Origin of the sequence: Heyndrickxia acidiproducens DSM 23148, from assembly GCF_000374345.1 — a bacterium.
Classification (GTDB): Bacteria; Bacillota; Bacilli; order Bacillales; family Bacillaceae_C; genus Weizmannia; species Weizmannia acidiproducens.
The window spans coordinates 57,984-68,527 of sequence record NZ_KB893989.1 but is presented as its reverse complement, the minus strand read 5'-3'; the positions used below and the strand labels follow the sequence as shown (position 1 = coordinate 68,527).

The following is a 10,544-nucleotide window of genomic DNA, read 5'->3' as shown; positions in this document are numbered from 1 at the left end:
TTAAAGAAGCTTTTAAGGATGAGTATATCCTTTGTGAAGAAGTACTAAATACTATTATTGAGCAATTTTTAAAAAAGTTACCTGTCAGCTATCAAAAACACCTAATTAAAGCAGCTTAGCTCTAAATTAGCCGGGGTAACCGCAGTGGTGACAAGGGGTTTGCACGATTTTCGTACTTTCAAGTTTTAGTAAGGAAATAAAAAAAGAAAACCAAGCGTGATAAAAGAACTACAAAAGATAAAAAAGACTGATTGATTTTAATTTATAGCCTTGAATGAGTGATATCCTCAATTAGGGCTTTTTATTATCTAAAAACTTTGAATCCCTAAAAAACCTCCATCGTCTTCCAGCCGGTTTGGTAATTGAAGTAGCTTCCGGCAAAGCTGGATGTCCGGCCGGGACCTTGGCAAAGTTGAAAGATTAACGCGGGGCCTGCTGCTCCTCTTGATATCGTGCCTAAGTCAACGGCTTGACCAAATCCAGCAACACTACCCGCTTGCCCCCTTCAGTGAACTCCAAGGCGGAATCATTTATATCTGTACCTCCACAAAGGAACAGGACAGGTGTGAGGCTTTTTGTTATAATTCGCGGAATTATTGAAGGTTTACTGATTGTTAAAAAGGGTTGTTCCTTTGGATTTATTATTTTTACTATCATGTATTGCAACTTAGCTGTGCAACTGATATACTACATTGTAATACAAGATACACATTTTCTATAAAGAAACTGCTAAATTGGATTTAAGGCAGGTGAGGATTATGTCCATGAGAAGCCAATTATTAAAAGGGATACTGGAAGGATGTATGCTTGCCATTATTTCACGCCAGACGGTTTACGGCTATGAATTATCAATGAAACTCAGGGATTACGGTCTTTCCGTCAGTGAAGGATCGATTTATCCGGTTTTGCTGCGTTTGCAAAAGGAGAAATTGATTAAGGGGGAATTGAGAAAATCACCAAACGGGCCAAATCGGAAATATTATTATCTGACCGAGGAAGGTGCAAAAGCGCTGGAGGAATTCAGAACAAACTGGGAAGGAATTAAAACTCCGGTAGATCGTATGTTAGTAGGAGGAGAACAATGAAGGCGGAAGAATTGATTGAAGAAAACAACAAAAAACGTACACAGCTGACAAAAGAAAATCTGAAATATTATGAAGACATGCTTGTGTATATTCGCTTGTCCTTCAGTAAGTCCGAACAGGAAACAGAAGAAGTTTTATCCGAACTGCTGGATCATTTATTGCAAGCACAGGCGGAAGGAAAGACAGCCGAAGAGGTTTTTGGTAATGATCCTAAGCAATACACCAATGACATTATTGGCGAGCTTCCGAAAATGATGACGAAGGAGCAAATACAATTTTTTGCAATGCTTTGTTTGTATTACCTGGCGGCCAGTACATTTTTTTCAGGATTTCTTACCCTGTTTTTCTATTACGTACTCGGCAAAGGAAAATGGGCAGAAGCCTATCACATTGGCTCAGTACTTCTTCAAGTGATCGTTTCCATTCCGATTGCATTTTTCTTATTGTACGTTATTATTTATTACCTTCGTTGGAGTTGTTTTAAAGGGATCAATAAAATACTTGAATTCATTATTCTTTGGATCTATAGCGCTCTATCTTTGGGGATATTTATGCTTGTAATCTATTTAATCCCCGATTTTGGTCCTGTTGTAACCATGCCGGTATATGTTTTGTTACTTATCGGAATTGTTCTTTATGCAGCTGCACGAATAACAAGAGCATCAATTTAAGCATTTTACTACTGGAATCCATTTACTTAAATAAAAAGCATTGCAGTTATGAAATGAAGCCCCCATCCCAAGTTCCGTCTTTTGAAAATTGCGGCTGTTTCCTGCTCTCATATTTGCCGGGGCCGGATCATAAAGTACCTTCTATAAGGAGTGATCTAAGATGGAGCGGAAATTGCCGGATTTTACATCAGCCTATTTTCTAAAGCAGCATATCCTTGATACGGTGAACTTTTATGCCCCCCGATGTATGGACAAAGTTTTCGGCGGATATATCAATTGCTTTCTTGATGACGGCACAGTATGTGATTATGAAACAAAACAGCTTGTAGGCCAGGCAAGATTTGTGTTTATTTTCAGTGTGGCATCGTTGTTGAAGCCTGATCAAGCGTACCGGCAACTGGCGGAACACGGCATTACATTTTTGCAGCGTCACCAACGCGACCACAAGCATGGCGGGTATTATTGGGAATTGAAAGGCCGGTCTGTATCTAAACCAGTGAAAAGAGCATATGGCCATGCCTTTGTTTTGTTAGCCGCAGCGACAGCCGCCAAAGCTGGCATATCCTCCGCTGTTCCCATGATAGCTGATACATTTGATGTATTAGAACGTTATTTTTGGAGAGAAAAAGAGGGGCTTTATCTTGATGAAATCTCGGCTGACTGGTCCGAAATATCCTCCTATCGCGGACAGAATGCCAATATGCATTTATGCGAAGCAATGATGACAGCGTATGAAGCAACCGGAAACAAACGTTATCTTGAGAGAGCGAAACGGATTGCTGAGTCGGTTATGTTTCGTCTTCTTCCCCAATCAGGAGGACTGATTTGGGAGCACTATCATGAAGACTGGACGATCGATTGGACGTACAATTATGGCATTACGAAAAGTGAGCTTCGTCCTTATGGCTTTATTTTTGGCCATTCTATTGAATGGAGCAAGCTGTTGCTGCTGTTGGAGCGGCTTGACCCCGGGAATTGGCGTAAACCGATGGCACAGTCCTTGTTCCAGTCCGCCATTCACTTGGGCTTGGACCGGAAAAATGGAGGAATTTATTTTAGCATGGCTCCCGGCGGATATATCATCGATTATGATAAATACTACTGGGTCATGGCTGAAGCGATAGGAGCATCATCCCTGTTAGCTGCATATGACCGCAGTGCACTGCAATTGTATAATGATCTATTTGCCTATTGCTGGACCTATTTTGTTGATCAACAAAGAGGCGGCTGGTATCAACTGCTTAATCGGTTCAATCACCGTTACAGCAATATAAAAAGCCCGCCGCCCAAAACAGATTATCATCCTGTAACGAATTGCCTCATAGCATTAACATCCTTTTCCCAAACCGAACTTGCTGAATAAAGTTTTGATCATTTTTTCTATATTTGGAACTGCCGCAACGTATAATCCGTTTAACGGCAGTTTTTTTAATTTGTGATGAAACAAGGTTTGCTGAACGTGTCAGATATAAAAATCGGATTCAAGCCCCGTCTAGGAAGCGACAAAGCCGCCGCCGTTCACATGAATGGTCTGGCCTGTGATATAAGAGCCGTCGCTTGAAGCAAGCAACACATAGACAGGAGCCAGTTCATAAGGCTGGCCTGCGCGTTTCATGGGTACGTTACTTCCAAACGTTTTTACCATATCTGGTGAAAAGGACGCAGGAATAAGCGGTGTCCAGATTGGGCCCGGGGCAACAGCATTCACCCTGATTCCCTGGTCAATGATGTTATTGGCAAGTGCTCGTGTAAAGCTGACGATTGCCCCTTTTGTAGCTGTATAATCAATCAAATCTTTCCGGCCGGTATAGGCATTAATCGACGCAGTATTAATAATGCTGCTTCCTTCAGTCATATGAGGAAGCGCGGCCTTCGTCATGTAAAAAAACGGATGTAAATTTGTATCAAACGTCGTATGCCACTGTTCATCGCTAATATCCAAAAATCGATTTTGAACAAATTGAACCGCTAAGTTATTGACAAGAACATTTATTTTGCCGAATGTTTTAAGGGTGCAGGCAACTACATATTGGCATTGATTCTTGTTACGCAAATCTCCCGGAATCAAGAGACAACGCTGTCCCAAACGTTCAACAGCCTGCTTCGTTTCCCTGGCATCTTCATGTTCATCAAAATAGGCAATGACGATATCTGCTCCTTCTTTCGCAAAAGCTACTGCTACAGCTCTGCCAATTCCACTGTCACCTCCACTGATAATTGCAACCTAGTTGTTCAATTTTCCGGTTCCGACATAATGGGGATTGTCATAAACAGGTCTGGGAATCATTAAATATTCTAATCCCGGTTGCCTCGTCTGCTGCTGGGGCGGAAATGTATTGGGGACATCTTCACACTTTATTTCTGATCCATAATAGGATGGCTTAGCATCCATGGTTACACCTCTTTATTCCATTTTTTCTTAATGTATTCAGATGAAAAAATAACGTTCATGCCCAACCCGGCTAAGGGGGCTTTCTGTTCTAAGCCCAGAAAAACGGATTGGGTGGCCTCCTCCGATCCAGCAGAATGTGGGAGTTGAGCAACCAAACGCCGTGTGGGGGGATATAGCGCACGGCTGTATTCTTAATGGACAGCTATAATTTTTTAAAAAAGGGTAAACTCAATAATAATTGTACTTTATTGAAAGAGGAATATAATGGAAAGTATGACCGCTTACGTCAAAAATGCAACCGATCCAACCCAAATTCAGTTGGTTGAACATGAATTGAAAAAGATGGACGGGATTGAGCGTGTATTGACGGATACAAATGACGGAGAGATCAAAATTGAATTTAACTCCAGGCAATTGACACAAAAAGAAATCATCTCAAAAATTCAGGAATTGCACGCCCATCTTATCTTGGAAGATCAGTCATGATGCTTGGATCAGCATGATGATTGGGTATCTGGCAAGGAAAAAACCAATTTGCCTGTGCTGGTTCAGGTAAATTGGTTTTCATCCTTGACTAACTAAAGATGTTTTTCATACAGATAGTGATTTACTAATTCTTCTATTAGATCTTGCTGAGGATAATCACCATTAAATTCAAATCGGATTTCTTCAATAAATTTTTCTCCATGATAAACATGGATAGCACCTGTTTGGCTAATCACACTGAACTCCGGTTCGAAGATATATCCATTATGCTCGATTGCACCCATCTTGTATCATTTCCTTTCCAGTATCATTTTTGGTTTTACCTATAGGATGCTGGAAATAACAAATTGCATGCATCATAATCATCTGAGCCTATGTTTTTACCTTGTTTTCTTTTTCCATCTAGTAATGCTTCTTTTACAACCTATCCATTTCCGATGACTTATAGCTGTCCTTATTCAAGGTCGGGTTGCTCTAAACCAATGTAAACAAAGGATGAAGATCATAACAATGTCGATGATATCCCCGCCATAATACATGAGCATGCCTCCAAGTTTTGCTTGATCTTCGGGTACCCCAACAGGCGGGTGCGCATAGATGTACTTTGATAGAACACCATGCCCCGCTAAGGCAGCAACAAATACGATTGCCCGGTACAAAAAAGAAGTACGGTGGGGTATCGGATCAATATAGATCATTGACACTGTAAATAAATAGCCGGCTAGAAATACATGGAAATGTACGATTAGATACAAGAGGATATGCTCGTGCATAAGCGAGTACAGGTTGGTAGTGTATAATAACCAAAGCCCTCCTATATTAAGAAAAGATGCAATAACCGGATTGGTAAGTATCCGCGATGGCCCACTTCTTAGAACCTTTGAAAACCTTCTTGCTAAGGGAACGCTTAACGTTCGCAGCATAAGCGTCATCGGCGCAGCCAGTGCCATAAGCAATGGCGCAAGCATCCCCAAAAATAAATGGCCAAACATGTGAGCTGTAAAATCTGCATGTGCACGATTAGCCAGCGGACCTGCAACTGCGTTAGTAGCGAAAAGAACTCCAAAAACCCAGCAAACAGTACGGTATATCGGCCATGGTTTGTGCCTCCTGCTGGAAACCACTACCGCAAGGATATACATAACCAAAGCCGCCACAAACGGTAGTGCCAAAAGCAGCTGAGGGATTATTCCAACTACATGATAGATGTGAGTTCCATCGGTATGATGAATGTGGTTATTGATGTTCATGTGAGGCATCCTTATCCGGTTGTTGTCTACTTCTTGTGCGAACAACAAGGCTGAGACCGATTATAAGCATTAAAACAGCTAGTATGTTCCATATCAGGTCATAGATGATTACATTCTCTACATAACGAATCTGATGTATCCGCATTAATTTGTGCTGAATTGTACCATCATATAACTGGAACCCGTCTGCACCAATGAACAATCCTCCCCACCACCTCGTGATCCACAATGCGTTACGTCGGCGAATGTCGGCGAACATAAACAATCCTCCGATAGTCGCAAACCAACTAAAAGCATGAAACAAACCATCTGAAATCAGTCCAATCCCGGTCGTGGACTTATCGTAAAAATGATGCCAACGTAGTAATTGATGAAAGACAGTCTCATCTATAAAAGCAGCAATGCCAAGGCCGAACAAGAAGCCTGACCATAGATTTCGGCTTGAGTAATTAGATCGACCCTTATTTTTGTTTCCGTTTTTAACCATTTTCTTCTCCTTTATCATTTTAATTGTCTGAATAAATTTAGTGTATCCTTCAAATACCCGTAATTAAACAATTGTTATTCAAGGCCGAATGAAAAACTTGTCCCTTCGATTTTCAAAGTGCATTGACACGTGCCTGCTCTGTTCTTGAAAGTTTCCTTAAAAGTTATTCTGGAACAGTAGTCTGTGATGGATATTCAGCATACGACAAAAATAGAAGGCGCCAGTCTCGCAAACTGCCGGGCACACGTCCGCCGATATTGGTTAAAAGCAGACAGCAAAAATGGACACGCTGGTGTTAAATACTGCGATGACTTATTTCGGCTCGAAAGGCAATTCAAGCATTTGTCTCCGGGCAAACGAAGAATCGTCAAAAGTAATCAAGACTGATTGTCGAAAAATTTCTGGTACATGTGTGGAAACAGGGCATTTGCAAGACTGATAAGCATCGAGTGGGAAAACTTCAACAAAAAGTTAACGAAATTTGATAAATATATATTGAAAATCGATAAAAAAGGTGTTAAAATTTTTTTAAATGAAATCAGAGAGGTGCTTTTTATGAAACGAGGTTCAACACTTTTTTTAAAGTTAGCAGTTATTCTAATGGGGGTGCCTGTTCTGGCTTTGTGTCTATTTTGGTTGCCCCAGATAGCGAATGAAGCTCATGAAGCAGCAGACAGAGGTTCAGATTTGGCTTTTGTGGTATACGGCATTTTAATGATTATGTATGTTTCTGCGGTCCCATATTTCTTCGCTTTGTATCAATCTTTTTTCCTTTTAAGCTATATTGACAAGAACAAGGCTTTCTCGAAATTGTCTGTAAGAGCGCTCAAGAAAATAAAAAACTGTGCCATTATGATCAGTGTATTGTATGTCGTAGCCCTACCATTAGTCTATATGATGGCGGATGCAGACGATGCCCCGGGTCTTATTATCGTTGCAATGATCCCTGTCTTTGCTTCCATGGTGATTGCAGTCTTTTCTGCTGTTCTCCAGCGCCTTTTACAAGAAGCAATACATATAAAATCAGAAAATGAATTAACGGTCTGAGGTGAAATGAATGGCAATTATAATCAATATTGATGTGATGCTGGCTAAAAGGAAAATGAGCGTAACAGAACTTTCAGAGAGGGTTGGAATCACAATGGCTAACCTTTCTATATTGAAAAATGGCAGGGCAAAAGCGATTCGATTATCAACTTTAGATGCTATTTGCAAAGCTTTAGAATGCCAACCCGGAGATTTACTAGAATACCGAAGTGATGAAGACACTTAAGTTTAATCAATGATTGTTAGCCTGCTTGTCATAGCTTTTTAAAACAGATGAAGGAAAACTAGTCGATTTAAACAGCAAGAAGAGGTTTAGAAAGAAAAAATGACCCTATCAACGGGATTGCCTGATGCAAAACAGAGAGCCCGTAAGCACGAAAACGTCCGAACCACTTCTGGACAAATGCTGTGTCCAATCCTGACTGCGGTACTGACTGCATGTGGAGGGTAATTGAAATTATTCATAGCAACACCCGGCCTTTCATTTTCAGGCCGGGTTATATTCTGACGTCCAATTCAAGACTTTATAAAATAACGTTCTCTTCCCCCTCCGGCTCTGCCATTTGTTTTTTTGCAGTGATCCGTTCATGGACTGCCCGGTATGCGCCTAAGTTCGGCCCTTTAAAAGTATGGCGCGCCTGAAGCGTATAGTAGTAATTAGCCGTCCGGACCACGACGTGTCCATCTTCGGTATACTTTTTTGATTTTCTTCTCAAGTCCTTGGCAAGGAGTTTGCAACATTGCCATTTTCTCATATTATTGACAACTATTGTTTACCCTTAGCAACAGAAATAACATTTTATGTTTTCAGTGACGGGCGATAAATATGTTACAGAGCTGCTCGACGATTTCCTCGGGGGAATATCCGCGCACCTGTCTTTGAAACAGATAATTCTCGCTTCTTAATGCCGCAAGCAGAACATCGGCTTTAAAGATATTGTCCTGCTGCCCGTGTTCTTCAGCATCCATTTCGTTAAAAAGATTTACGAGATGTTGATGCATTTCATCATATAAAGGACTTCTCGATTTCGACTTCTTGCCATAGTTTGGCTCAGCATCCTCAACACCTTTAAGCAATTGGGCTTTACTTTCTCTGAAACGGATAAATAAGTGGAGAACCCCCTTCAAACGGATACTTGCCGGAGCGGTCTGATTGTCCTGCAAATACTTGTCAATTTTCTCGAAATAAAGCACAACATTATCTTTAATTAAATCCAGACATAACTCCCCTTTGTTTCTATAACGGCGGTAGAGGGTTCCCGGACCAATCCCTGCTTTCGCTGCAATTTGATTCATACTAACCTGTTCTACACCATTTTGTTCAAATAGCCTGCTGGCTGTTTCTAATATACGTTGCCGATTCTCAGCAGCATCGCGTCGTTCCGTGCGTGTGTTGGTTATTTTTCCATTCTTCATTTTCATCACTCCCAATCGAAAAACATTGACAAGCGGATATGTCTCCGTTTATATTAAATGGAGAATTCTCCACTTAATATTAACCGATTGAACAGGAGCTGACAACCTATGCAAAATCATATCGAAAAAGCTGCATTATTAATCATGGATATGCAAAACGGTATTGTATCACGTTTTGCTGAAACGAACGAGGTGCTGTTTCAAAGCCGGAAAGCCCTGGCAAGCGCACGTGAACACGGTATTCCAGTTATTTTTGTACGTGTCGGGTTCAGCAATGGTTATCATGAAATCAATTCACGGAATAAAAAATTTGCACAGGTTGCCGAAATTGGAGGCATGACGACTTCTGATGAAGCGACACAGATTCATGCATCCGTTAAACCTGAAGAAAATGAACCTGTTGTCACAAAATATCGGCTAAGTGCCTTCGCCGGAAGCAACCTTGAGGTCATCCTAAGAGCCAAGGAAATCGATACGCTCATTCTCAGTGGCATCTCCACAAGTGGTGTGGTTTTGTCGACATTGCGAGAAGCTGCGGATAAAGATTTTTCATTAACAGTACTGAAGGATGCTTGCCATGATTCCGATCCTGAAGTTCACCGCATTCTTACCGAGAAATTATTTCCTGCCCAGGCAAAAGTGATGACTGTCGACAATTGGATTGATACATTAGATTGAGCTAAGGGGATGTTTCAAAGCTGCTCGGAAACAGCGAAGCGGACCGTCCAAAAAAATTTAGTCTTGGGTAGCATGCTGTAGTTCGTTAACCTTTAAATCGTTAACTTAAAAAGCCTGCCCCTTTAAGAACGATTGATTTTGTCCTGCCATGTACCGGCGGTTGTACTTATCCGCTGGTTCTCTTTATGTTCATTAAAGATTTATGCACCGTTTTTCACTCCATCAGCACTGTAAATTACGAGAAATCAGTACGATCCATTTTGAACATCTTGCTGTCTTCTTGAAGGAAAATGAATAATGCTTATGTAATTTATAGCACAAACTACCTATATAAAAAAATCTGTAAGTTTTCCTTCCCGTCATAAGTGGCGAGGAGGACATTTTTTACTTCGGTTTGGTAAAGTCTTTCTAAGTGCGAAATCAGCCACTGTTCATCTTTATGAATCTGAGCCAGCTCTTTATAATTTATTTTCCCCTCTTTGATAATTGTTTTTGGCAAGTAGAATCCGCCGGTTTTCATGCTGGAACTGGGTGTCAGGGGCTGATATTTCGGGTCCAGGAAAACGGATAATTTTCCATCTGCTTCCCAAATCGCTAAGGCTACTTTTTTTACATCTTCAATTTTTTCTTCCCTTAGTTCTTCTAATAATACGTCAATAGATATTCTTGCTTTTTTTAACCCTGTATAAAGGATTTCCCCGTCCTGAATAATGGTGACTGGTTTATGATTAATCAGTTTTCTGAATCCGGGCCATTTCAGAATCAGAAAAATGCCCCCAAGATACAGGATGACTAACACAATGGTAGTAACAATTGAACCTTTAAGACCGAGATGCGGATCTGATAACGGGTGGGCAATAATATTTCCAATGACCAATGCAATAACGAAATCAAGGAGCCTTAATTGGGAGATGGTACGCTGCCCCAAAACTTTAGCAACTATTACCAAAAACAGGAAAGCTATAATCGCACGAAGCGTCCACCCAACTGTAGTGAGCGTTTCCTGGCTTTGAAAAAAATCCATATCATGGC

13 protein-coding genes and 2 pseudogenes are annotated in these 10,544 nt (G+C 40.9%); 8 read left to right on the top strand and 7 right to left on the bottom strand.

Annotation, left to right across the window (positions count from 1 at the left end):
• Nucleotides 1-758: 758 nt before the first annotated feature.
• From C232_RS0107385 to C232_RS0107375, 3 genes are all read left to right on the top strand, one after another.
• The gene (locus tag C232_RS0107385; protein ID WP_018662858.1) at nt 759-1,085 is read left to right on the top strand and encodes a PadR family transcriptional regulator; all 327 of its coding nucleotides are present in this window, start codon (nt 759-761) and stop codon (nt 1,083-1,085) included.
• Nucleotides 1,082-1,756, top strand: a complete 675-nt coding sequence (locus C232_RS0107380) for a DUF1129 family protein (protein WP_018662856.1) — start codon at nt 1,082-1,084, stop codon at nt 1,754-1,756. The genes C232_RS0107385 and C232_RS0107380 overlap by 4 nt, the downstream gene beginning before the upstream one ends.
• Nucleotides 1,757-1,916: 160 nt before the next feature.
• Nucleotides 1,917-3,119, top strand: a complete 1,203-nt coding sequence (locus C232_RS0107375; protein ID WP_018662854.1) for an AGE family epimerase/isomerase — start codon at nt 1,917-1,919, stop codon at nt 3,117-3,119.
• Between the two features lie 129 nt (nt 3,120-3,248).
• Here the strand turns inward: C232_RS0107375 and C232_RS18475 are convergent.
• A pseudogene (locus C232_RS18475) lies at nt 3,249-4,148 on the bottom strand (SDR family oxidoreductase).
• A gap of 264 nt (nt 4,149-4,412) precedes the next feature.
• On the opposite strand from C232_RS18475, the gene C232_RS0107365 reads away from it, so the two are divergent.
• Nucleotides 4,413-4,634: a hypothetical protein gene (locus C232_RS0107365; protein WP_018662841.1), complete on the top strand. Its 222-nt coding sequence runs from the start codon at nt 4,413-4,415 to the stop codon at nt 4,632-4,634.
• Between the two features lie 92 nt (nt 4,635-4,726).
• Here the strand turns inward: C232_RS0107365 and C232_RS0107360 are convergent, their stop codons facing one another.
• The 3 genes from C232_RS0107360 to C232_RS0107350 all read right to left on the bottom strand — a co-directional run bounded on the left by C232_RS0107360 (nt 4,727) and on the right by C232_RS0107350 (nt 6,371).
• Nucleotides 4,727-4,918 carry a YbxH family protein gene (locus C232_RS0107360; RefSeq protein ID WP_018662839.1) on the bottom strand — a complete coding sequence of 64 codons (192 nt, stop codon included), beginning with the start codon at nt 4,916-4,918 and terminating at the stop codon, nt 4,727-4,729.
• A gap of 174 nt (nt 4,919-5,092) precedes the next feature.
• Entirely contained in the window at nt 5,093-5,884 is a 792-nt protein-coding gene (locus C232_RS0107355) for a cytochrome c oxidase assembly protein (RefSeq protein WP_018662837.1), read from the bottom strand.
• A complete protein-coding gene (locus C232_RS0107350; RefSeq protein ID WP_018662835.1) occupies nt 5,871-6,371 on the bottom strand; it encodes a DUF2243 domain-containing protein in 501 nt (166 codons plus the stop codon). Before C232_RS0107350 ends, C232_RS0107355 begins: the two co-directional genes overlap by 14 nt.
• Before the next feature lie 110 nt (nt 6,372-6,481).
• Between C232_RS0107350 and C232_RS19325 the strand changes: the two are divergent.
• From C232_RS19325 to C232_RS0107340, 3 genes and pseudogenes are all read left to right on the top strand, one after another.
• Nucleotides 6,482-6,734: pseudogene (locus C232_RS19325) on the top strand (IS66 family transposase); the annotation flags it as partial.
• Nucleotides 6,735-6,926: 192 nt separating this feature from the next.
• Nucleotides 6,927-7,418, top strand: a complete 492-nt coding sequence (locus tag C232_RS0107345) for a DUF2975 domain-containing protein (protein ID WP_026314520.1) — start codon at nt 6,927-6,929, stop codon at nt 7,416-7,418.
• Between the two features lie 10 nt (nt 7,419-7,428).
• Entirely contained in the window at nt 7,429-7,644 is a 216-nt protein-coding gene (locus C232_RS0107340; RefSeq protein ID WP_018662830.1) for a helix-turn-helix domain-containing protein, read from the top strand.
• Between the two features lie 298 nt (nt 7,645-7,942).
• On the opposite strand, the gene C232_RS19750 is transcribed toward C232_RS0107340, so the two are convergent.
• Both C232_RS19750 and C232_RS0107330 read right to left on the bottom strand, forming a co-directional pair.
• The gene (locus C232_RS19750) at nt 7,943-8,173 is read right to left on the bottom strand and encodes a hypothetical protein (RefSeq protein ID WP_018662821.1); all 231 of its coding nucleotides are present in this window, start codon (nt 8,171-8,173) and stop codon (nt 7,943-7,945) included.
• Nucleotides 8,174-8,225: 52 nt separating this feature from the next.
• A complete protein-coding gene (locus tag C232_RS0107330) occupies nt 8,226-8,834 on the bottom strand; it encodes a TetR/AcrR family transcriptional regulator (protein WP_018662820.1) in 609 nt (202 codons plus the stop codon).
• A gap of 108 nt (nt 8,835-8,942) precedes the next feature.
• On the opposite strand from C232_RS0107330, the gene C232_RS0107325 reads away from it, so the two are divergent.
• Nucleotides 8,943-9,512, top strand: a complete 570-nt coding sequence (locus tag C232_RS0107325; protein ID WP_018662819.1) for a cysteine hydrolase family protein — start codon at nt 8,943-8,945, stop codon at nt 9,510-9,512.
• 322 nt (nt 9,513-9,834) lie between these two features.
• Here C232_RS0107325 and C232_RS0107320 read toward each other — a convergent pair whose 3' ends face one another.
• Nucleotides 9,835-10,536 carry a DUF421 domain-containing protein gene (locus C232_RS0107320; RefSeq protein ID WP_018662818.1) on the bottom strand — a complete coding sequence of 234 codons (702 nt, stop codon included), beginning with the start codon at nt 10,534-10,536 and terminating at the stop codon, nt 9,835-9,837.
• Nucleotides 10,537-10,544 lie beyond the last annotated feature (8 nt).

Coding starts and splice junctions, on each gene's coding strand:
- C232_RS0107355 (WP_018662837.1), bottom strand. CDS start 5,884: ATGAACATCAATAACCACATTCATCATACCGATGGAACTCACATCTAT.
- C232_RS0107345 (WP_026314520.1), top strand. CDS start 6,927: ATGAAACGAGGTTCAACACTTTTTTTAAAGTTAGCAGTTATTCTAATG.
- C232_RS0107320 (WP_018662818.1), bottom strand. CDS start 10,536: ATGGATTTTTTTCAAAGCCAGGAAACGCTCACTACAGTTGGGTGGACG.
- C232_RS0107325 (WP_018662819.1), top strand. CDS start 8,943: ATGCAAAATCATATCGAAAAAGCTGCATTATTAATCATGGATATGCAA.
- C232_RS0107360 (WP_018662839.1), bottom strand. CDS start 4,918: ATGGGTGCAATCGAGCATAATGGATATATCTTCGAACCGGAGTTCAGT.
- C232_RS0107340 (WP_018662830.1), top strand. CDS start 7,429: ATGGCAATTATAATCAATATTGATGTGATGCTGGCTAAAAGGAAAATG.
- C232_RS0107375 (WP_018662854.1), top strand. CDS start 1,917: ATGGAGCGGAAATTGCCGGATTTTACATCAGCCTATTTTCTAAAGCAG.
- C232_RS0107350 (WP_018662835.1), bottom strand. CDS start 6,371: ATGGTTAAAAACGGAAACAAAAATAAGGGTCGATCTAATTACTCAAGC.
- C232_RS0107330 (WP_018662820.1), bottom strand. CDS start 8,834: ATGAAGAATGGAAAAATAACCAACACACGCACGGAACGACGCGATGCT.
- C232_RS0107365 (WP_018662841.1), top strand. CDS start 4,413: ATGGAAAGTATGACCGCTTACGTCAAAAATGCAACCGATCCAACCCAA.
- C232_RS0107385 (WP_018662858.1), top strand. CDS start 759: ATGTCCATGAGAAGCCAATTATTAAAAGGGATACTGGAAGGATGTATG.
- C232_RS19750 (WP_018662821.1), bottom strand. CDS start 8,173: ATGAGAAAATGGCAATGTTGCAAACTCCTTGCCAAGGACTTGAGAAGA.
- C232_RS0107380 (WP_018662856.1), top strand. CDS start 1,082: ATGAAGGCGGAAGAATTGATTGAAGAAAACAACAAAAAACGTACACAG.